This window comes from Kushneria sinocarnis, assembly GCF_003633775.1.
GTDB lineage: Bacteria > Pseudomonadota > Gammaproteobacteria > Pseudomonadales > Halomonadaceae > Kushneria > Kushneria sinocarnis.
On record NZ_RBIN01000004.1, the window covers coordinates 166,128 to 187,725 of the forward strand.

The following is a 21,598-nucleotide window of genomic DNA, read 5'->3' on the forward strand; positions in this document are numbered from 1 at the left end:
TATGTCCGCGAATCAACGAAGGAGACCGCTCATGAATGCCATGCATGCACCACTGACCGAAGTACTGCTGGAAACCAAGCGGGAGAAGGGACTGACCTGGGCCCAGATCGGCGAACGGATCGGCACGTCCCCCATCTGGGTCGCTTCGGTGGCCTATGGCAACAATAGCGCGCCGCCGGACAAGGCCCGGGCCATTGCCGAGGTTCTCGAGCTCGACGAGGAAACCACCCGGGCACTGAGCATCTACCCCACCAAGAACTGGGAACAGACGATTCCCACCGACCCGCTGATCTACCGCTTCTACGAGATCATGGGCGTCTACGGTGAGGCCGCCAAGGATGTGATCCAGGAAGAATTCGGCGACGGCATCATGTCGGGCATCGACTTCGAGATGGACGTTCACCGCCAGCAGGATCCGAAGGGGGACCGGGTGGTGATCACGCTCAATGGCAAGTTCCTGCCCTATCGGGCCTGGTAGACTCGAGCCGGCCGGGCGCGCCCGCAGGCCCGGCGGCTGCCGGCCCGGTCTTCACGACCGGCGATGGGCGCCATGGCGGACTAGAGGGTGGGCAGCAGCACCCGGTCCAGGCCGAACAGCCGCCCCTGCGGCGTATCGGCCACCTTGCCGGTAATGTGTGCCCCGTTGACACCGATGACCCCGGAGCGCCTGACGAAGTGCAGGGCCTGCCCCTGGCGCGAGCCGAGCATGCCGGCTTCGAGTGCCTGATCGAGCGTGACTGCACGCTCGATGACATGCAGGTTGAGCACATCCAGCAGGCGGTCCCGGTTGCGCAGCGAGAACAGCTTGCGGCGCTCCTGCTCATCCATGGCCTCGAAGGCTGCATCGGTGGGGGCCAGCAGGGTGACGGCCGGCAGCTCGGCAAGCGACTGCTCCAAGCGGGTTTCGTGCACCGCTCGCAGGAACCAGTGATAGTGACCGTCGGCGCGGGCCGCCTCCAGCAGGGACTGCGCCTGCACCTGCACGGGCAGCAGCAGTAGCATGCCCAGCAGCAGCCCGCCGAGCCGAAGGCTCCGACGGCGCAGCCGCCGCCCTGATCGGATCAACATCGGCGCTCCTCCCCTGCCGGCGGCCCGCGTCCGGACCGGCCCGCTCAGTTTTCGTAGTACGGCACCAGCACCTGATCGATGGGATGGATGATGCCATTGCGGGTCACGATCTGCGACGGCGCGATATCGGCGCCATTGACCGTGTAATGATCATCGGCGTGACGAATCGTCAGCTGGCCGGTCAGCGCCTGGGGATGCTCGATCATGCCAAGACTGTCACCGGGCAGCAGGCCCGGCAGCAAATGGTAGCGCAGCAGCTTGCGCAGCCGCTCGACATCATCACCCTCGAGAATGCGGCGCTGCTCATCCGGCATGCGGGCAAAGGCGTCGTCGGTGGGAGCAAACAGGGTATGCGGCCCGTTGCCGGTCAGAAGCCCGGTCAGCCCGGCACGCTCCAGACCGTCCAGCAACGTGGTGAAGTTGCCCTGTGCCTTCAGGGCCTGCAGCTGGGTATCATACTGCGCCTGTTCGCGCACACTCTGATGGCGCTGCTGGTGGCGCTGCTGCTGCTGATCGAGTGACGCAGCCTGCGCCGGAGCACCGGCCAGACCGAGTGAGAGCAGTAGCCCGGTCAGTAGTATCGGACGCTTGTCCATGTCGCCTTCTTCCTGTAGCCGTGTTGTCACGCTGGCGTGACCCTGCGTTGATGGTTCGACCCCCTCGCGATGGGAGCCTCACTCCTGTTCGATCGCCTTGAACGGCAGCAGTTCACGCGCCTCGTTCATGCGCTCTGCGACCATTGGTCGCTCCCGCGACAGGAAATCTTCGACCGCATCACGAAACTGCGGATGCCGGATCCAGTGCAGCGAGCGGGTGGCAATCGGCTCAAAGCCGCGCGGTACCTTGTGCTCCCCCTGGGTGCCGGGATCGAAGCGGCTCAGCCCCCGCGCCACGCAGTGCTCGATGCCCTGGTAGTAGCAGGTCTCGAAATGCAGGCAGTCGGCTTCCACTTCACTGCCCCAGTAACGGCCGTACAGGGTATTACTGCCCTGGAAACAGAGCGCGGCCGCGACCGGCTGCTCGCCGTGCAGTGCCTGGATCAGTACCAGTGCCTCCGGCATGGTCTCGAGGATGCGGGTAAAGAACTCGAAGTTGAGATAGCCGCGCTGACCGTGCTCGAGATAGGTGATCTGATAGCAGCGGTAGAACGCCGCCAGATCCTCCTCGCCGATCTCGCTGCCCTGCAGGCGCCGCATCCACAGGCCCTGCTCGGCCACCTTGCGACGCTCGCGCCTGAGCTCCTTGCGCCGTTTGGAAGTCATTTTGCCCAGAAAGGCATCGAAGTTATCGTACGACCGGTTGAACCAGTGATACTGCATGCCATGGCGCTCGAGCAGGTCCGGCCACGCCGAATGCCACGCGTGCGCTTCAGGCTCGCCCGGAAACAGCAGGTGCCAGGTCTCGGGCGGCTGACGCTCGAGATACTCGCTCACCCGAGCGATCGCCTCCGCCGGCTCGACCTCCGCTGCCAGGCAGAGTCGCGGCCCGTGACAGGGAGTGAACGGAATGGCACTGAGCTGCTTGGGATAGTAGCTGCCGCCAGCCCGCTCCCAGGCATCGGCCCACTGCCAGTCGAAGATGTATTCGCCGAAGGAGTGCTCCTTGTCGTAGTGCGGCAACACCCCCACCAGCCGCTCCGACTGCCACAGGGTCAGATGACGTGGTCGCCAGCCGGTTTCCGCGGTAGCGGCACCGCTGCTCTCGAGCGCTTCAAGAAATTCATGACGCAGGAACGGGTAATCGGAGCCAGTCAGGGCGTTCCATTGCGTCCGGTCGATATCGGCCATCGCGCCGATCTCGCGAAGTTCCAGCGTCATCGCACCTCCGCTGCTGACTGTCGTTCGCTGCCGGCCGTAACACATCGAGCCTCTTCCGTCGACGCCGGGCTCCGGCAGGAGAACGTATTGCCGCCCAGTGTAGACACTCGACGCCGGCTGCGTCGCACAACCGGCGCCCTGCTCCATGGAGTCAGGTGGTCAGCTACGCTATGCTGTGTTCCACGGACTATCCATCAGGGACATCACCCCATCGATGCTGCACTCGATTCTCGATAATGACTTTTACAAGTTCACCATGCAGAACGCCGTGGTGAAACTCTTTCCCAATGCCATGGCACGCTATGCCTTCATCAATCGGGGCGAACACCGCTTTCCCCCCGGTTTCGGCAAGCGGCTGCGCGCGGCGGTCGACGAGATGGCAGCGCTGCAACTGAGCGTTGAGGAGCGGCGCTTTCTCGAGGTTACCTGTCCCTATCTCGACCCCACCTATCACGACTTCCTGCAGGGATTTCGCTACAACCCGGCGGAAGTGACCATCGAACAGCACGGCGATAACCTGTCCGTCACCGTCGAGGGGCTGTGGTATCGCACCATCCTGTGGGAAGTGCCGCTGATGACGCTGATCAGCCAGCTCTGGTTCGAGATGCTCGACGAGCGCCGTGACAGCAACGAGCTGGTGCAACAGCGCACGCGCGAAAAGATCGAGCATTATCATGAGCTGGGAGTGCGCGTGGCCGAGTTCGGCACCCGGCGACGCTACTCCTATGAAGTGCACGATCAGGTCGTGAACGCCCTCAAACAGTATGGCGGCAGCAGCTTCACCGGTACCAGCAACGTGCATCTGGCCCACCGTCATGACGTCAAGCCGCTGGGCACGCACGCGCACGAGTGGTTCATGTTTCACGCGGCCCGCTTCGGCTTCAAGATGGCCAACATCCTGGCCCTGGAGCACTGGGTGCGGGTGTACCGGGGTGATCTCGGCATCGCCCTGTCGGATACCTTCACCACCCAGGTGTTCTTCGAGAGCTTCGACAAGATGTTCACCAAGCTCTTCGATGGCGTGCGCCACGACAGCGGTGACCCGGTCGAGTTCGCCCAGCACACCATTGCCCACTATGAGCGCTACGGTATCGATCCACGCAGCAAGACCATCATCTTTTCCGATGCACTGGATACCGCCAAGGTCGACCGCATCGCCCGCTTCTGCAGTGGTCGGATCGGCATGTCCTTCGGCATCGGCACCAACTTCACCAATGATGTCGGGCTGAAGCCGCTGAACATGGTGGTCAAGATGACCGACGCGCGCCCCGAGGGCCGCCAGTGGGTGCCGGTGGTCAAGCTCTCCGATATCCGGGCCAAGAACACCGGCGACCCGGAAATGATCCAGCTGGCCCGGCGCAACCTGTCGCTGCCGGACTGAGCGAACATGAGCGGGGCGGCATCGGGTCGCCACCCCGGCTCGACCGCCCTACTGGGATTTGCTCCCTTTCGAGGTTCGGGCGAAGACCTGATCAAACAGGTTCAGCATGACCTGCCATGAGGCCGCATCAGCCGCCGGGCTGTAGGCCAGCGGCAGATCGAACTGCTCCGCCTTTGCATCCACATAGGGGTTGGTAAAGGCGTGCTGGGCATGGGGATACTGGATGACCGTGACACTGGTATCGACCTTCTGGAACGCATCGACCAGCGACTGCAGGGCTTCGGGCTTGACCATCTGATCGTCCTGACCGTTCTGGATCAGCACCCGGCCATCGAAGTGTTTGGGGGTTTCCACCACCTGCGCCGGGCTGCCATGGAAGCTGACCACGGCATCCAGCGGCATGCCGGCCAGTGCCGCATTGAGCACCACCGCACCACCGAAGCAGTAGCCGATGGCAGCCAGCCGTTCGGGATCGACGCCATCCTGGGACTTGAGCGTGGCCATCGCCACACCGAGGTTGCGCTCCGCAGCGGGCCAGTCCTGCATCACGTCCGACGAGAATGACCCGGCATCGTCGGGATGATCGGCCGTGCGGCCCTCGCCATACATGTCCACGGCAAAGGCGACATAGCCCAGCGCGGCAAGCTTGCGGGCGCGCTGGCGGATGTAGTCGGTCTGCCCCCACCATTCGTGCACGATCAGCACGCCCGGGCGCTTGCCCTCGGCGCTGACATCGCGCGCCAGATAGCCGCTGTACTGCTGATCATCGACCGTATAGGTGACCTGCTGCCCCTGCACATCGGGCCCGATATCGCCGGGCATGCCCTGCCCCTGTTCGGCACCATAGGTGCTGACGCTGGCCATCAGCATGCCGAAGCCGAAAACCATGGCTCTCATGATTCCTCCCGTCCCTTGCAAGTGGTCACCAGGACCACGATGGATACACGGAACAGTATAACGGGCGGCGAACAGGCTTAAAGTCCGGAAAAGGAGATCGTGGCATCGCGCGGCTGCCACACAGCCGTAATGACCGGGCCGCCGGTCGCGGTATCAGGCGAGCCGGCGCTGCTCGGCGAGCACTGGCGGGGCTCCGACGACCGTCTCCCCGGTGGCATGCCCGACCGGGCCGGGTGCGCGGGAGATCGTCTCCTGTCGGCGGCATGCCGCTACCAGCTCACGCAGCTGATCACAGGTCACGATGATGCGATCGGCGCGTCGCTGCCCCGCCCAGACAATATCCACGACCGGGTGGTCGCGGGTCTGATCGATGCCGACGATACGTCCTGTCCGGTCACGACGCCCGTCCCGCAGGGTCGAACCGATCAGGTGATGTACCCCCTGAACACACTCTTTGTCTGTTGCTTTCTGCATGAGCCGAGCCTCGATGGCCACCGCACCGGAAGTCGATGATCGGCAACCCTGAAATAGCAGGCAGTGAACTACCGTCAACGAATGATGGGGCGGAGTGTAACACCGCTACAGCAACCATAACAGACCCCTGGCTGTCAAACCCTTTGTCGCCGAACGGCAACACCGCACGGATACCGGACCCGCAGGCCCGGCGCCGGCTCACTCGCCACGCGGGAAGCGCTGCGCATCTTCCAGCACGTTGAGATCCATGTGGTTGCGCATGTAGCGCTCCGAGGCCACCTGCAGCGGCTGGTGATCCCAGGGGAAATAGGCCCCGTTGCGCAGCGCCTCATAGACGATCAGCCGGCGCGCCTGACTCTCGCGCACCTCGGCATCGAAGCGGGCCATGTCCCAGCGATCCATCATCTGACGGGTAAATTCGGTCAGAATGGCGTGATGCCCGGGGTCACCGGCCAGGTTGTGCTGTTCGTCGGGATCATGCTCCAGATCGAACAGCTGGGGCGGGTCGATCTCGCAGTGATTGAACTTCCACCTGCCCTGGCGAATGGTCACCAGCGGCGCATAGCTGCCTTCGGCGGCATACTCCATGAAGACCGGCGCCTCGCGCGTGCCGCCCTGCGCCAGCGGCAGCAGCGACTGGCCATCGGTCCAGGGATCGATCTCGCCAAGATCGATCCCCACCAGATCGGCCAGGGTGGCATTGACGTCGATCGAGGAGACCGGCGTGTCGACCCGCTTCGGCTCGAGCCCCGGGGCACTGATCATCAGCGGTACCCGCGACGAGCCCTCGAACGGACTCATCTTGAACCACAGCCCGCGCTCGCCGAGCATGTCGCCGTGATCGGAGACGAACAGCACGATGGTGTTGTCCTTCATCCGGGTGCGCTCGAGCACATCCATGATGCCGCCGATCTTGTCATCGATGTAGGAAAGATTGGCAAAGTAGCCCTGTCGCGCCCGATGCACGTTCTCCGGCCGGATATCGAATTGGGTGTAGTCGTTGGCCTCATAGAGGCGCTGGGAGTGCGGGTCCTGCTGCGCGTAGGGCACCGCCGCCAGCTTCGGCTCGAGATGCGCGCAATCGTTGTAGAGATCCCAGAACTCTCGTCGCGCCACATAGGGATCGTGCGGATGGGTAAAGCTGACGCACATCGCCCACGGCCGCTCGTCATGGCCGCGTGACAGGTCATAGAGCTTCTGCTCGGCGTGAAAGGCGACCTCGTCGTCATACTCCATCTGATTGCTGATCTCGGCGACACCGGCACCGGTGACCGAGCCCAGATTGTGATACCACCAGTCGATGCGCTCGCCGGGGCGGCGGTAGTCCGGAGTCCAGCCGAAATCGGGCGGATAGACATCGGTGGTCAGGCGGGACTCGAAGCCGTGCAGCTGATCGGGACCGACAAAATGCATCTTGCCGGAAAGGCAGGTCTCGTAGCCGGCCCGGCGCAGATGGTGCGCCCAGGTCGGCACGCTGGAGGGAAACTCGGCGGCGTTGTCGTAAACGCCGGTACGCGAGGGCAGCTGTCCCGACATGAAGGCCGCCCGCCCGGGGGCGCAGAGATAGCTGGGCGTATAGGCATTCCTGAAGCGCACCGAGCGTTCGGCCAGTGCCTTCAGGTGTGGCATGTGCAGAAAGTCGGCGGGGCCATCCTCGAACAGGGTGCCGTTCACCTGATCGGCCATCAGTACCAGAATATTGGGCCTTGTCATCTTCCCTCCCGGGCTGCCGTGAGTGCGGTCTGAACAGCATGCGCCCCGGGAGCGGAAGCGACAAACGATATTCCCGGCCGCTCAGGCCCGGCACTGCTGGGGCATGAAACGACTCATCTACCGTGTGCGCCGAGTGCCGCCGGCAGCTCGTCCAGCGCAACCACACGGCAATTCGGTGCCAGCGCCGGGTCCTCGATCAGGGCCGCGGGATCACGCTGGATCCAGGCCGCATTGAGCCCGGCATGGCGTGCGCCCTGTACATCCCAGTTGTTGCTGGAAACCAGCCACAGGCGATCATGCGCGCTCTGCATGCGCCGGGCCAGATGATGATAGACCGCCGGGTCGGGCTTGAAGCGCCTGATCTCGTCGACGCTGACCAGGTCCTCGAAGTGCTCGAGCAGCCCGGCGTTGCCAAGCACGCTGCGCATGGCGTCATGGCTGCCGTTGGAAAAGGCGACCCGTCGATACCCCTGCCGACCCAGCGCCGTCAGGGCATCGGCAACCTCATCGAAGGCCGGCAGCCGGGCATAGGCGGCCATCCAAGCCTGACGCGTCGCTTCATCGATTTCGGGTGCATGCGCCGCCAGTGCCACATCCAGCCCGTGACGGGTACAGACGCTGAAGTCGTCATAGCGCCCCATCAGCCCGCGCCGGAAGGAGAGCTGCAGCTGACTGGCGCGCCAGGCCGCAGCCACCGTCTCGGCCTGCTCGCCCAGCTGCGGCCGCAGTTCATCGGCGAGTGCATAAGGGTCGATCAGGGTGCCATAGACATCAAAGGCAAGCGTGATTTCGGACATTGCAAGTCTCCACTGCAGGGCCGGCGGGCAGGCGCGCGGCGGGGTCGGCACCGGAGGCTGACCGACACCCACCTGCCCAACACAAGGGGCGCCTCCCCGCAGGAAGGCGCCCCATCGGCTACCGAATGACTCGGCAGGCTTACTTCATGGTCTTCGACATCGCAAGCGCGGTGTCCAGCATGCGATTGGAGAAGCCCCACTCGTTGTCATACCAGGCCAGCACCTTCACCAGCGTGCCGGACACCCGGGTGTGGTTGCTGTCAAAGATCGACGAGTGCGCATTGTGGTTGAAATCAATCGATACCAGCGGCTTCTCGTTGACGTCCATGACCGCCGACTTCTGCGCAGCTTCCGACACCAGCCGGTTGATCTCCTCACTGGAGGTCTCGCGGCTGGCGGTGAAGGTCAGATCGACCACCGAGACGTTGAGCACCGGCACGCGGATGGCGAAGCCATCGAGCTTGCCGGTCAGATCCGGCAGCACCTTCGCCACGGCCGAGGCAGCCCCGGTCTTGGTCGGAATCATCGACTGGGTGGCACTGCGCGCCCGGAAGGGGTCCTTGTGATAGACGTCCGCCAGGTTCTGGTCGTTGGTGTAGGCGTGCACCGTGGTCATCAGCCCGGTCTCGATGCCGACACCCTCGTGCAGCGCCTTGGCCAGCGGCGCCAGGCAGTTGGTGGTGCAGGAACCGTTGGAAACCACGGTGTGCTCGCTGGTGAGGTCCTGCTCGTTGACACCGAAGACCACGGTAGCGTCGGCATCACCGCTGGGCGCGGAGATCAGCACGCGTCCGGCGCCGGCCTCGAGGTGTTTGGCGGCGCCATCGCGCGAGGTGAAGATGCCGGTGCACTCCATGACCAGGTCGACGTTCAGCTCTTTCCATGGCAGCTGCGCCGGATCCTTCTCGGCGAGGATGCGAATCCGGTCGCCGTCGACCGTCAGGCTGTCATTGTCATGACTGATGGGGAAATTGAAGTGCCCGTGCGTGCTGTCGTGTTCGAGCAGGTGCGCATTGAGCTCCGGATCGCCCAGATCATTGATGGCCACCACCTCCATGCGATCGCGATAACCGTTCTCATAGAGAGCACGAAAGGCGTTGCGGCCGATGCGACCGAAACCATTGATGGCAACACGTAGGGTCATCGCTGCTTCCTCCTGCGACTGGATGGAAAATGACAGGTTCGGGAACTATCCCGGGTCTGCCGGAAACCGGTTCTGCCAATGACATGGGGACGATGATGGAAGATTACTACATCCCCGGTGCAGATATCGTCAATCTCCGGCTCATCGAACCGGCCGGTGCGCCCCCGACCCGGGAACAACTGTTGCGGCGGCGGGTTACACCTGAAACGGTAACCCGTGATCCTGTTGTCCCAGTCTGGTCGTTCCACGCGCACCTTGCCAGTCCCGACCTCATATCGTGACGCCCGGCAGCCTTCTCCGCTAAAGTAGGGACGATATCGATCATGCGCCGACCTGCGTGGTCCGCAACGATGCACGCCCGCCCGGGAATGATCCGGACCGGTCGCCGGTAATCATCGGGGCACAGCGTTTGCCAGCCGGCACGCTATCCTCGTGGCCCGACCGCTGCGGCCCGTCGCGCACTCAGTACAGGTATGACCAACGTCAGGAGACCAACCCAATGACACGACCCGCTCTGGTCGGCGATATCGGTGGCACCAATGCCCGTTTCGCACTGGTGACACCCGGAGAGTTCGATCTGCACGACATCGAAACCCTGCCGTGTGCCGATTTCTCCAATCTCGACGAAGCGGTCCGCGCCTATCTCGACAAGGTTGGCAGCAAGGCCCCCCGGGAAGCCTGTCTGGCTTTTGCCTGCCCGGTGCATGAAGATGAAGTGAAAATGACCAACAATCCGTGGCATTTTCGCAAGTCGGCCATGAAGAAAACGCTCGGGCTGGACAATTTCAAGGCCATCAATGACTTCACCGCCATGGCGCTGGGGCTGCCGCACATCAGCGAGGAAGACCTGGTCAAGATCGGCGAAGGCGGCAGCGAAGCCGGCCGCGCCCGGCTGGTCATCGGCCCCGGCACCGGCCTCGGTGTAGCCGGTCTGGCGCCCAGCCAGCGCTTCTGGATTCCGCTCTCCGCCGAAGGCGGCCATGCCAGCTTTGCCCCCACCGACGATACCGAAATGCGCCTGCTCGAATGGTTCCAGCAGCGCTATGGCAGGGTCTCCATCGAACGCATGCTATGCGGTCAGGGCATTCTCGACACCTATCACGCCCTGTGCGAGTTCGATGGCGTCCGGGCAGGCCTGGACTCTCCCTCGGCCGTCTCCGAGGCTGCCGGCCAGGGCGATGACTACGCCCGCAGCGCCATCATGCGCTTTTGCAAGATGCTCGGGGATGTGACCGGTGATGTCACCCTCACCCTCGGTGCGCGTGGCGGGGTCTATCTCTGCGGCGGCATCCTCCCCAAGAACCTCGACTTCCTGCAGGACAGCGATTTCCGCCGGGCCTTCACCAACAAGGGCCGCATGGAGCACTACAATGCCACCATCGCCACCTGGGTGGTGACGGCCGAATGGACCGGACTGCTGGGCGCTGCCGAAGCCCTGCACAACGAGGAGGTATCATGATTCCCGAGGCCCTGCGTCAGGCCCTTGATGACACCAGTGGTCGCCGCGATATCCAGTGGGCTCAGCGCAGCGTACTGCTGATCAACGAGTCCTGGGGGGAGCTGGCCCTGTCGCGTCATGGCGGCCATCTGCTGCACTTCGCGCCCCGTGGCCAGCAGGACTGGCTGTGGACCGGCTCCACGCCCAAGGCGCCTCCCGGCGCAATCCGCGGTGGCATCCCGCTCTGCTGGCCCTGGTTCGGCGATCGCGAGGATGGTCAGGGGCCGGCCCACGGTACGGCCCGCACTGCTGACTGGATGATCGAGGCGGTGGATGACAGCGAGGACGGTGTCGAGATTCACCTCTTCCCCGAACAGCGGCTCGACGAGCAGCTCAGCCCGCGGCTGGTAATCCACGCCAACGCCCGCCGGCTGGCGCTGGAGCTGATGACCGAACACGACGGCGAGACCCCGACCCGTCTGACCCAGGCGCTGCACAGCTATTTCGATGTCACCAGCACCGGGGCGTGCCGGGTCGAGGGGCTGTCCGGCGCCCGTTACATCGACAAGCTCGACAGCTTCAGCGAGCACGATCAGGTCGGCGAACTCGGTATCCGGGGGGGTCTGGATCGCATCTATCACTCCAGCCGGCCACTGGTCCTCGATGATGGCCAGCGACGGCTGCGCATTGCCAAGAACGGCAGTGATTCCAGCGTGGTCTGGCATCCGGGCACGCCGCCCCCCGGCGATGTGGTCGCCGGAGAACTCGACCGGTTCCTCTGCGTCGAGGCCGCCTGCACCCAGCTCGATCCGGTCTGGCTGGCGCCGGGTGCCCAGCACCGGCTCTCCATGCACGTCTCCCTGGCCGACGAGTGAGCAGCACATGAGCGTGTTCGAGACGCCCCTGATCATGGGGATGAGAAACCTGCCGGCCAACGACCGGCTGAACTCGCCCCGTCATCTCGCCGACTGGATCGAGGCCCGGCTCGATGACGGGCTCTGCTGGTTCGATCACGCCGATATCTACGGTGCCGGCGGACACGGCGACCACGCCGGCGAGCGGCTGTTCGGCGAGGCGCTCGCCCAGCGCCCGGCGCTGGCCGGGCGGGTGCGCATCGTCACCAAGATCGGCATCGTGCCGGCCCATGTCGATGGGTCCCCCTGGCAGGTCAAGCATTATGCAACCGACCCGGCGTATCTCGAATCCTCGATCAATGCGGCCCTGCGCCGCCTCAATGTCGATCATATCGATCTGCTGCTGTTGCACCGCCCCGACCCGCTGAGCGATATCGACGCGGTTGGCGCCACGCTCGACAGCGCCATCGACGATGGCCGGCTCGGCAGCGCCGGGGTATCCAATCACCTGCCGGCTCAGTGGCGACGGCTGCAGGCCGCCATGCGTCACTCGCTGGCCGGTCATCAGATCGAGCTCTCCATTGCCCGCTCACAGCTGCTGTTCGATGGCCTGTGGGACGCCATGCGACTCGATGGCCTGCCCGGCATGGCCTGGTCGCCGCTGTGCGGTGGCCGGCTGTTCGAGAATCAGCTCGGTCACCTGCTCCACCAGCTGGCCGAGGACTATGGCGCCACGCCGGCCGGCGTGGCACTCGCCTGGCTCAGACGCATTCCGAACGGCCCCGTACCGGTCGTGGGCACCCTGCGACCCGAGAGACTTCGGGCCATGCGCGACGATGCCGGGCTGGAGCTGACGCGAACCGAGTGGTTTGCGCTGCTGGAAGCCGCTCGCGCCTGCCGGGTGCCGTAACCCGGCTGCCCCGAATCGCCCGGGCCTGCAGCAAAAAAAAGCCCATCCAACAGGATGGGCAAGGTCAACAGCCTGGGCTGTCGAGAGAGAGGGTTACGGTCGTCCACGGGCGACGAGCGTTGGCGGCTTCAGCCACCGATATCCCGTACGGTTTCCTCGGCGAGCGCACGAATGGCGCCCCAGTCCTCGCGCTCGATGAGCTCGGGGGGCATTACCCAGGAACCGCCCACGCACATCACATTGCGCAGCCTGAGGTAGTTGGCGGCATTGTCCGGCGTGATGCCCCCGGTCGGACAGAAACGGGCGTCCCGCAGCGGTCCGGCAAAGGACTTGAGTGCGTCCACCCCGCCACTGGCCTCGGCCGGGAAGAACTTGAAGCGCCGATAGCCGTACTGCCACCCGGTCAGGGCCTCGGTCATGGTGGCAATGCCGGGCAGCAGCGGTACCGGGCTGCGCGTGCCGTACTCGTAGAGCTGTTCGGTAGTCCCCGGTGTGACCACGAAATCCACCCCGGCCTCCTCGGCCTGACGGTACTGCCCGAGCGTGATGACGGTACCGGCGCCGATGCTGGCCTCCGGCAGGGCATCGCGCAGACGGTGCAGGGCCTGGAGTGCGCAGTCGGTGCGCAGGGTAATCTCGAGGGTGGTCAGCCCCCCCTCGTAGAGCGCCCGGCACAGCGGCACGGTATCCTCCAGATTATGAATGGTCAGTACCGGAATCAGGGGGACCCGTTGGCAGATGCTGTCGATTTCACTGGTCCGCGTAGCGGGCAGCTGTCTATCCGCGGTCATTGGCACCTCCTTGCTCCCGAGGGACTCCCTCAGGGCGCCCAGTAGAGGGCGATCGCTTCGCCCAGAAAGGCCCGGATGGGTAGCTCCCGGGCATCGTCACCACCAAAGGCTCGCGCAAACATGGCGCGCTTGTCATCGCCGGCGATATGCAGAAAGTGCCGCCGTGCCTGTATCAGCCGGTGGCGGGAGAGCGAAATGCGCCCCTGCGACACACTCGGCGAGTGCGCCGCCAGTGCCACGGCCTCGGTGGTCAGCCCCTCTTCCAGCTGCGGACTGTCGGGGAACAGCGACGCCGTGTGACCGTCGCCACCCATACCGAAGATGACCACGCTGGCCGGCCAGCTCAGCGCAGCAATCCGCTCGCTGATGTCGGCCACGCCCGCTTCGGGCGAATCGGCCGTGGTGGTCAGCGCATGAAAGCGGGCCGCCGCTGCCGGACCCACCAGCAGATTCTCGCGCACCAGCCGCTCGTTGCTGTCCTGGTGATCGGGCGCTACCCAGCGCTCGTCGGCCAGCGTGACATCGACCCGCGACCAGTCCAGTTCGCGGCTGGCCAGGGCGGCGAAAAACGGCACCGGCGTCGAGCCGCCGGATACCACCAAAAGTGCCCGCGACTGCTGCGCCAGGTCCTCGCGCAGCGCTTCGGCCACGGCCTCGGCCAGCGCCTGCGCCAGCCGGGAACGTTCATCCTGCATGTCAGTAGTCTTCATACCAGGACCTTCCATCCTGAGTGATCATGGCAATCGAGGAGACCGGCCCCCAGGAGCCCGCCGGATAGCGCTTGGGCGGCATGTCCCGGGCCTCCCAGCCGGCGATCAGGGTATCGACCCAGCGCCAGGCATACTCGATCTCGTCACGCCGCACGAACAGGTACTGCTGGCCCTTCATGACCTCGAGCAGCAGCCGTTCGTAGGCATCGGGAATCCGCGTGCTCGGAAACGCCTGATGAAAATCCAGGTGCAGCGGCCCGGTGCGCAGCCGCATGCCCTTGTCCAGACCGCTGTCCTTGGTCAGCACCTGCAGGGCGATCCCCTCGTCCGGCTGCAGCCGGATGATCAGCTTGTTGGAAGCCATGCCGCGCTGATCGGGATCAAAGATGTAGTGCGACTGCTGACGGAAGTGGATGACGATCTGGGAGAGCTTCTCCGGCATCCGCTTGCCGGTGCGCAGATAGAACGGCACCCCGGCCCAGCGCCAGTTGGAAACCTCGGTCTTGAAGGCCACGAAGGTTTCGGTGCGCGAGTCGGTATTGGCGCCCTCCTCTTCCAGATAGCCGGGCACCTGCTTGCCGCCACTGGTGCCGGCCACGTACTGGCCGCGGACCACATCGGTATTGAGCCGTTCACCCTCGATCGGCCGCAGCGCCTTGAGCACCTTGACCTTCTCGTCACGGATGCTGTCGGCATCGAGATTCGACGGCGGATCCATGGCGATCATGCACAGCAGCTGCATGAGGTGGTTCTGCACCATGTCACGCAGCTGTCCGGCCTGATCGAAGTAGCCCCAGCGCCCTTCGATGCCCACCGTTTCGGCAACGGTGATCTCGACGTGGGAAATCTGGTTCTGGTTCCACTGATTGCCGAACAGCGGGTTGGCAAAGCGCAGTGCCAGCAGGTTCTGGACCGTTTCCTTGCCGAGGTAGTGGTCGATGCGATAGATGCGCGACTCGTCGAAGACCGCGCCGATCGCGTCATTGATCTCCCGCGAGCTCTCCAGGTCGTAACCGATCGGTTTCTCGACCACCACCCGCGACTCGCTGTCCAGACAGCCGGTCTGCGAGAGGTTCGAGCAGATCTCGCCATAAAGGCGCGCCGGTACCGACAGATAGACCGTCAGCGGATGGGAATTGTGACCATGCCACTGACTGATCTGCCTGTACCCTTCGGTGGCGTCGAACTCGAGCTGTATGTAGGCCAGTCGATCGAGAAAGCGGGTCAGCGTCTCTTCGGTACGCTCATCACCGGGGACCCGACTCTCGAGCGCATCGCGTACCCGTGCCCGGAACGCATCGATGTCATATTCCTGACGGGCCAGCCCGAGGATCCGGGTCTCCTCGTGCATCAGGCCTTCACGATCGAGATGATAGAGCGCCACATAAAGCTTGCGCAGGGCCAGATCGCCCAGCGCCCCGAACAGGGCTACGTCGACGGCAGGCGTTGTTCCGTCACTCATGCCTCGCTCCTTCCCGACCTGTGAATTTAACGACAGCGTTAGCCATGAAGCTTACATCCTCGCAACTCGTTTCCGTAAGTTTACCAACTCCAGGGGCGACTCGTCTTCGGTCGCGGCAAGTTGGCGCTCGAGTTTCAACGTGGCAGGATTGCGTGTCACGCTCGACACTCTGCCGCCACCGGAGCGTCATCCCGGGCGCCCGCTACCGGGCAAGCGTTTCCGGGCGCCCCACCGTGCCGGTCTGCGAATCGCCGATGGGCGCAGGTCGGGGTCGCAACCACGGTTCTGCACCCGGTTCCGCAACCACAGTTCCGCAACCACAGTCTTACTCATGATCACTGGATGGAAAAGCACTCATGGCAGCCTATGATCTGCTGTCCCGAATTCGTGAACGCCTGGAAACGCTGAACCGTTCCGAGCGCAAGGTCGCCCAGGTCATTCTCGATGATCCCGCCGCAGCCACCGGCATGAGCATCGCCACCCTGGCGCAGGCAGCGTCGGTCAGCGAACCGACCGTCAACCGCTTCTGTCGCAACTTCGAAACCCGTGGCTATCCGGACTTCAAGATCAAGCTGGCGCAGAGCCTGGCCGGTGGTACTCCCTATGTCAGCCGCAGCGTCGAACACGGCGATGATGCCCGCTCGTATGCCGACAAGATCTTCGGCGCCACCATTGCGGCCCTCGACGAAGCCCGTCGCACGGTGGATGCCAGGCGCATCGAGCGCATGGTCGACCATCTCAGCCAGGCCCGTCAGATCAGCTTCTTCGGTCTTGGCGGCTCGGGTGCGGTCGCCTTCGATGCCCAGCACAAGTTCTTCCGCTTCAATCTGCCGGTCATGGCCTACGATGACGTGCTGATGCAGCGCATGGTCGCCGCGGCGGCGCATACCGGTGATGTGGTGGTCGCCATCTCCTACACCGGCCGCACCCGGGAAATGGTCGAGATTGCCCAGCTGGCACGCGAAAACGGCGCCGTGGTGCTGGGTATCACGGTAGCCGACTCGCCGCTGGCCGAACAGTGTACCGAGAGCCTCGGTATCAGCCCGGGCGAGGATACCGAATTCTACATGCCGATGACCTCGCGCATGGTGCATCTGGCACTGATTGACGTGCTGGCCACCGGCGTCACGCTGCGCCGCGGCGATGACTTTCTCCCGCATCTCAAGAAGATCAAGGACAGCCTCTTGCCGACCAAGTTCCCCCCGCAGGACGAGGCGGAATAGCCCCCGGCGGCAGCACTGATCCGCAGCAGCACATCCGGTTCTGCTGCGAAGGTCTATACTCGGACCACGGTCGGCGGTGCGTGCTCTCCACGCGCCGGGCTGCTGTCGCATGCAGTGGCAGCACGTCTTCTACTTTGGTCGCAAAGTTCCGAGAAAGGTTTCATGCGGCGCAGAGCGCTGACCATAATGAGCGTTTTCCGATACACCGGCCCCCTCTCGCTGTGGTAGCGACGCGTGCACGTCATTGCAGCAGACACGAAGGTACGCCGAACAATGCAACAAGGAGATGGTTCATGTCCGATCAATCCTCAGGCAGCGATACCGCAGCTGCCCGGGATCAGAAACCCGACGCTGTACTGCACGCCGATATCGTCCCCATGGTCTGGTTCAGCTGCGCGCTGGCGGCGCTGGCCGGACTGCTGTTCGGCATGGACATCGGGGTCATTTCCGGTGCCCTGCCCTTCATCAAGCAGGACTTTCACGTCTCGACCGCCATGGAGGGCTGGATCGTCAGCTCGATGATGGTCGGCGCCGCGCTGGGAGCCCTGATGGCCGGAGGCATCTCCCAGCGCTTCGGCCGCAGAAAGGCGCTGCTCTACAGCTCGCTGCTGTTCTTTGTCGGGGCCCTGGTCGCCGTCATCGCGCCCAACACCACCGTGCTGGTCATCGCGCGCATCCTGCTGGGTCTGGCCGTGGGCGTGGCCTCCTTCACGGCGCCGCTCTATCTCTCCGAAGTGGCCCCGGAGCGCATTCGCGGCACCACCATCTCCTTCTATCAGCTGATGGTCACCATCGGCATCCTGGCCGCCTTCGTCTCCAATCTGGCCTTCAGTTATGTCGAAAGCTGGCGCTGGATGTTCGGCGTGCTGATGATCCCCGCCTTCATGCTCTTCCTGGGGGTGCTGATGGTACCCACCAGCCCGCGCTGGCTGGCCGCCCGGGACCGTTTCGACGAGGCCCGGGAAGTCCTGCAACGTTTGCGCAGCTCGCAGGCCGAGGTCGACTATGAAATGAAGGAGATCCAGGAGAGCGTCGAATCCGAGAGTCAGAGCCGCGGCTGGGACATGTTCAAGGAGAACCCCAACTTCCGCCGCTCGGTCATGCTGGGCATCTGCCTGCAGCTGGTGCAGCAGTTCACCGGCATGAACGCGATCATGTACTTCGCCCCGCAGATCTTCCAGCTGTCGGGCTTCGAGGGCACCGCCGCCCAGCTCTGGAGTACGGTGGTTACCGGTCTGATCAACGTGCTGGCCACCTTCATCGCCATCGGATTCATCGACCGGCTCGGGCGCAAGCCGATCCTCTATGCCGGCTTTACCATCATGGCCACCAGCATGGCGGTGCTGGCCCTGATCCTGGGCATCGGCCCCTCCACGACCTTCCTGCAGTATACCGCCATGGGCGCGCTGCTGATCTTCGTGGCCGGCTTCGCCATGTCCGCCGGGCCGCTGATCTGGACGCTCTGCGCCGAGATCCAGCCGCTGCACGGCCGTGATTTCGGCATCAGTGCCTCGACGGTCTCGAACTGGGTGGGCAACTTTGCCGTCGGTCAGTTCTTCCCGGTGATGATCGCCGGAATCGGCGGTACCGCCACCTTCGGTATCCTGGCGGGTCTCAATGCCGTATTCATCGTGCTGACCTTCATGCTGATCCCGGAAACCAAGGGCATCTCGCTGGAGAGCATCGAAAAGAAACTGATGAGCGGCAAGGCGCTGCGCAACATCGGCAGCTGATCGGCCGTCTGCGCTTCGGGGGCCCTGCATCGTCTGACGATGCAGGGCCCCTGTCGTTCCGGCACCCTGCTCGCAAACCTGCGCGAAAGCCCATAAACTGCCCCTCCTGACATCCATCATGCCCCCGGGAGCTTTCGATGTGCCGCTGCCTGTTCGCCCTGCTGCTGACCCTGGTCAGCGTTCACGCTCTGGCCGATACCTTCCGTTTCACCGCCATTCCCGATGAGAACGAGGACAAGCTGGTGGCGCGTTTCGACAGGGTGGCCGACTACCTGTCGCAGCAGACCGGCCTGGACGTCGAATATGTACCGGTGAAGTCCTATCCGGCAGCGGTCAGCGCCTTTCGCAACGATCAGGTGCAGCTGGCCTGGTTCGGCGGCCTGACCGGGGTGCAGGCCCGGGAGCTGGTGCCCGATTCCGAAGCCCTCGCCCAGGGCCGGGAAGACGCCGGGTTTCGCAGCTATTTCATCGCCAATACCTCGACCGCCATTGCCGCCGACCAGCAGCGGCTGCCGGCTGCCCTCGAAGGACACTCCTTCACCTTCGGCGCCAGAACCTCGACCTCGGGTCGGCTGATGCCGGAATACTACCTGCGCCAGCGCTTCGAGCAGTCACCCGGCGAGCTCTTCTCGCGGGTCGGCTTCTCCGGCGACCATACCCGGACCATTGCACTGGTCGAATCCGGCGCCTACGACATCGGCGCGGTCAACTACAAGGTCTGGCAGGATGAAGTCCAGCAGCACGGCGTGGACACCGACAAGGTGCACGTGATCTGGAAATCCCCCCGCTACCCCGACTATCAATGGACCATTCGCGGTGATGTCGATCAGCACTTCGGTCAGGGCACCAAAGCCGCCGTTCGCCAGGCCCTGCTCGACATGAGCGATCCCGAACTGCTTGCAAGCTTTCCGCGCGCGGGCTTCATTCCGGTCTCCAATGACGACTATGCTCCCATCAGACGCGTCGGTCATCAGCTGGAACTGCTGCGCTGAACGGAGGACAGGGTGGCGCTGGTAACACTGCAGGAGACCACGCTGGCTCACGGGCGTGGCCGACACCGCCATGTGGTACTCGACAGCATCTCGCTGGCGCTGCAGCCGGGCGAGCGGGTGGCGCTGCTCGGGCGCAGCGGTGCAGGCAAGTCCACCCTGCTCGAAGCACTCCGGGGTGAGCTGGGCAACGCCGCCGCCTGGTGTCCGCAGGGCCAGGGGCTGGTCGGTGCCCTGTCGGTCTACCACAACGTCTACATGGGGCGGCTCGAACGCACCTCGACCTGGCGCAATCTCCGCAACCTGCTGCGCCCGGAGCACCATGCCTGGGAGGCGGTAGCCGAACTGTGTACCCTGCTCGGCATCGGCGAACTGCTGCGTCGACCGGTGGAACAGCTCTCCGGGGGCCAGCGCTCGCGCGTGGCCATCGCCCGGGCGCTCTACCAGGCCCGTCCCCACTTTCTGGGTGATGAACCGATCGCCAGCGTCGATCCTCATCAGGGCGCCCGGCTGCTGCGACTGATCACCGAACGCCACGGCATGTGCCTGATCGCCCTGCATCAGCGCGAACTGGCGCTGACCCACTTCGACCGGGTCATCGGCATCGAACAGGGGCGGATCGCGCTGGATGAGCCCACTTCGGATCTGACGCTGGAGCAGCTCGATGCGCTCTACCGTCCCTGGACGCCCGCGTCCCCTGGCTGATCTGCTCGCTTCCAACCGGCTCGGTCGACTGAATCGCGTGGCGCTGGGGATGATCGCGCTGACCCTGATACTGCTGCCGGCCGCCGATCTCTCGATCACCGTACGCGACCCCTGGGCGGAGCTGCAGCGCATGACCGGCGGTCTGCTGACGCCGGCCTTCAGCCAGCTGAGTGCTCCCCTCGAGGCCATCGGACTGACCGTCGCCTTTGCGCTCTGGGGTGTGGCACTGGGGCTGCTGGCCGGCATTCCGCTGACCCTGCTGTTTCACCGCTCGCGCCTGATACGCGGGCTCTGCGCTGCGCTGCGGGCCGTTCACGAGCTGTTCTGGGCCCTGCTGTTCCTGCAGGTCTTCGGCACTTCCGCGATCACCGCGCTGGCGGCCATCGCGGTGCCCTTCGCCGGCATCTTCGCCAAGGTCTTTGCCGAGATTCTCAACCAGCTCGATCCGGCACCGGCCAGCGCCCTGCCACGCGGTACGGGCCGGCTGTCGCGCTTTCTGTACGTGGAGTGGCCGCAGGCCCGCGCCCAGCTGCTGGCCTATATCCGCTACCGCTTCGAATGCGCCATGCGAAGCAGCCTGCTGCTGGGCTTCGTGGGTCTGCCGACGCTGGGATTTCATCTGGAAAGCGCCTTTCGCCAGGGGCGCTATCACGAGGCGGGTGCCGAACTGCTGATCTTCTATCTGCTGATTGCCGGGCTGCCCTGGTGGGGGCATCGGCGCCTGCTGTGGCTGCTGCTGCCGCTCAGCGGCTGGCTGCTCGGCCCCTGGCCGGAGATCGACCCCTCGCTGGCCTGGCGCTTCGTCAGCCAGGACATCTGGCCGCCCCCCCTGCTTGCCGGCGACCCGGCCGGCCTGGTGCAGTGGTGGTCGCGGCTGCCGGCGCTGGGTCCCGCCATCGGCAACACCCTGCTGCTTGCCCTGATGGGCACCGCCGGCACGCTGCTGGTCGCACTCGCACTCTGGCCGCTGGTCTGCCGGCATTTCAACGGCCCCGTGCGCCGCTGGCTGGGCGCGGGCGCACTGATCGTGCTGCGCTCGACGCCGGAGTTCTTGTTCGCCTTCGTGCTGCTGCTGCTGACCGGTCCTTCCATGCTGCCCGCCTGGATCGCACTGGCGCTGCACAACGGTGCCCTGATCGCCTTTCTGGTGGCCCGCCAGGCCGATGAGCTTAGTCCCGGTCTGCCCGGTATCCGCGGGCTCGATCTCTACTGCTGGGAACTGCTGCCCCGGATCTTCCCCGGGCTGCTGGCGCTGGTGTGCTACCGGGCCGAGGTCATCATGCGCGAAACCGCCATCCTGGGCATTCTGGGCGTGGCCACGCTGGGCTTTCAGATCGACGCTGCCTTTGCCTGGCTGCATTTCGATACGGCGCTGCTGCTGTTGATCATCACCTGTCTGCTCAACCTGGCCGTGGATGCCCTCTCCCGCCGCCTGCGTCCCGAACGTTCACTGACCGCTGCGAGCTGTGATTCGCCCGGCCCGCCGGCCTGA

General features: G+C 64.6%; 21 protein-coding genes. 10 read left to right on the top strand and 11 right to left on the bottom strand.

The features are described from left to right. Nucleotides 1-31: 31 nt before the first annotated feature. Nucleotides 32-478 (top strand): cyanase, encoded by a 447-nt coding sequence (gene cynS, locus C7446_RS07545; protein WP_121172483.1) that lies wholly within the window; start codon nt 32-34, stop codon nt 476-478. Between the two features lie 80 nt (nt 479-558). Here cynS and C7446_RS07550 read toward each other — a convergent pair whose 3' ends face one another. The 3 genes from C7446_RS07550 to C7446_RS07560 all read right to left on the bottom strand — a co-directional run bounded on the left by C7446_RS07550 (nt 559) and on the right by C7446_RS07560 (nt 2,885). Continuing rightward, nucleotides 559-1,068, bottom strand: coding sequence for a fasciclin domain-containing protein (locus C7446_RS07550; protein ID WP_121172484.1), 510 nt, complete (start codon nt 1,066-1,068; stop codon nt 559-561). A gap of 44 nt (nt 1,069-1,112) precedes the next feature. After that, the gene (locus C7446_RS07555; RefSeq protein ID WP_121172485.1) at nt 1,113-1,664 is read right to left on the bottom strand and encodes a fasciclin domain-containing protein; all 552 of its coding nucleotides are present in this window, start codon (nt 1,662-1,664) and stop codon (nt 1,113-1,115) included. A gap of 78 nt (nt 1,665-1,742) precedes the next feature. Next, the gene (locus tag C7446_RS07560) at nt 1,743-2,885 is read right to left on the bottom strand and encodes a GNAT family N-acetyltransferase (protein WP_121172486.1); all 1,143 of its coding nucleotides are present in this window, start codon (nt 2,883-2,885) and stop codon (nt 1,743-1,745) included. Between the two features lie 214 nt (nt 2,886-3,099). Between C7446_RS07560 and pncB the strand changes: the two genes are divergently transcribed. After that, nucleotides 3,100-4,266 carry a nicotinate phosphoribosyltransferase gene (gene pncB, locus C7446_RS07565; RefSeq protein ID WP_121172487.1) on the top strand — a complete coding sequence of 389 codons (1,167 nt, stop codon included), beginning with the start codon at nt 3,100-3,102 and terminating at the stop codon, nt 4,264-4,266. Nucleotides 4,267-4,314: 48 nt separating this feature from the next. Here the strand turns inward: pncB and C7446_RS07570 are convergent, their stop codons facing one another. From C7446_RS07570 to gap, 5 genes are all read right to left on the bottom strand, one after another. Beyond that, nucleotides 4,315-5,163 (bottom strand): dienelactone hydrolase family protein, encoded by an 849-nt coding sequence (locus C7446_RS07570; protein WP_121172488.1) that lies wholly within the window; start codon nt 5,161-5,163, stop codon nt 4,315-4,317. A 153-nt stretch (nt 5,164-5,316) separates the two neighbouring features. Continuing rightward, a complete protein-coding gene (locus C7446_RS16295) occupies nt 5,317-5,637 on the bottom strand; it encodes a hypothetical protein (protein ID WP_147408742.1) in 321 nt (106 codons plus the stop codon). Nucleotides 5,638-5,835: 198 nt separating this feature from the next. Continuing rightward, nucleotides 5,836-7,350, bottom strand: a complete 1,515-nt coding sequence (gene betC / locus C7446_RS07580) for a choline-sulfatase (RefSeq protein WP_121172490.1) — start codon at nt 7,348-7,350, stop codon at nt 5,836-5,838. 113 nt (nt 7,351-7,463) lie between these two features. Next, a complete protein-coding gene (locus C7446_RS07585) occupies nt 7,464-8,147 on the bottom strand; it encodes a haloacid dehalogenase type II (protein ID WP_121172491.1) in 684 nt (227 codons plus the stop codon). Nucleotides 8,148-8,286: 139 nt separating this feature from the next. After that, nucleotides 8,287-9,291 (bottom strand): type I glyceraldehyde-3-phosphate dehydrogenase, encoded by a 1,005-nt coding sequence (gene gap / locus C7446_RS07590; protein WP_121172492.1) that lies wholly within the window; start codon nt 9,289-9,291, stop codon nt 8,287-8,289. A gap of 499 nt (nt 9,292-9,790) precedes the next feature. Here gap and glk point away from each other — a divergent pair, with 499 nt between their 5' ends. Genes glk through C7446_RS07605 form a run of 3 tightly spaced genes read left to right on the top strand, consistent with a single transcriptional unit; the run spans nt 9,791 to nt 12,493 of the window. Further along, a complete protein-coding gene (gene glk, locus C7446_RS07595; RefSeq protein ID WP_121172493.1) occupies nt 9,791-10,750 on the top strand; it encodes a glucokinase in 960 nt (319 codons plus the stop codon). After that, nucleotides 10,747-11,604, top strand: coding sequence for a D-hexose-6-phosphate mutarotase (locus tag C7446_RS07600; RefSeq protein ID WP_121172494.1), 858 nt, complete (start codon nt 10,747-10,749; stop codon nt 11,602-11,604). Before glk ends, C7446_RS07600 begins: the two co-directional genes overlap by 4 nt. 7 nt (nt 11,605-11,611) lie before the next feature. After that, nucleotides 11,612-12,493, top strand: coding sequence for an aldo/keto reductase (locus C7446_RS07605; RefSeq protein WP_121172495.1), 882 nt, complete (start codon nt 11,612-11,614; stop codon nt 12,491-12,493). 128 nt (nt 12,494-12,621) lie between these two features. Here the strand turns inward: C7446_RS07605 and C7446_RS07610 are convergent, their stop codons facing one another. The 3 genes from C7446_RS07610 to zwf are packed head-to-tail and all read right to left on the bottom strand — an operon-like array spanning nt 12,622 to nt 15,456. Next, complete coding sequence (locus C7446_RS07610; RefSeq protein ID WP_121172496.1) at nt 12,622-13,284, bottom strand: bifunctional 4-hydroxy-2-oxoglutarate aldolase/2-dehydro-3-deoxy-phosphogluconate aldolase; 663 nt, start codon at nt 13,282-13,284, stop codon at nt 12,622-12,624. 29 nt (nt 13,285-13,313) lie between these two features. After that, nucleotides 13,314-13,994, bottom strand: a complete 681-nt coding sequence (pgl, locus tag C7446_RS07615; protein WP_245977758.1) for a 6-phosphogluconolactonase — start codon at nt 13,992-13,994, stop codon at nt 13,314-13,316. Then, nucleotides 13,981-15,456, bottom strand: a complete 1,476-nt coding sequence (zwf, locus tag C7446_RS07620) for a glucose-6-phosphate dehydrogenase (protein WP_121172498.1) — start codon at nt 15,454-15,456, stop codon at nt 13,981-13,983. Before zwf ends, pgl begins: the two co-directional genes overlap by 14 nt. 356 nt (nt 15,457-15,812) lie before the next feature. On the opposite strand from zwf, the gene hexR reads away from it, so the two are divergent. The 5 genes from hexR (at nt 15,813) to C7446_RS07645 (ending at nt 21,598) form a co-directional block, all read left to right on the top strand. Beyond that, the gene (hexR, locus tag C7446_RS07625) at nt 15,813-16,679 is read left to right on the top strand and encodes a transcriptional regulator HexR (protein ID WP_121172499.1); all 867 of its coding nucleotides are present in this window, start codon (nt 15,813-15,815) and stop codon (nt 16,677-16,679) included. A 293-nt stretch (nt 16,680-16,972) separates the two neighbouring features. Then, entirely contained in the window at nt 16,973-18,412 is a 1,440-nt protein-coding gene (locus C7446_RS07630; protein WP_245977760.1) for a sugar porter family MFS transporter, read from the top strand. Between the two features lie 137 nt (nt 18,413-18,549). Next, entirely contained in the window at nt 18,550-19,404 is an 855-nt protein-coding gene (locus C7446_RS07635; RefSeq protein WP_121172500.1) for a putative selenate ABC transporter substrate-binding protein, read from the top strand. A gap of 12 nt (nt 19,405-19,416) precedes the next feature. Continuing rightward, complete coding sequence (locus C7446_RS07640; protein ID WP_245977761.1) at nt 19,417-20,106, top strand: ATP-binding cassette domain-containing protein; 690 nt, start codon at nt 19,417-19,419, stop codon at nt 20,104-20,106. Then, a complete protein-coding gene (locus tag C7446_RS07645; protein ID WP_245977762.1) occupies nt 20,066-21,598 on the top strand; it encodes a PhnE/PtxC family ABC transporter permease in 1,533 nt (510 codons plus the stop codon). The genes C7446_RS07640 and C7446_RS07645 overlap by 41 nt, the downstream gene beginning before the upstream one ends.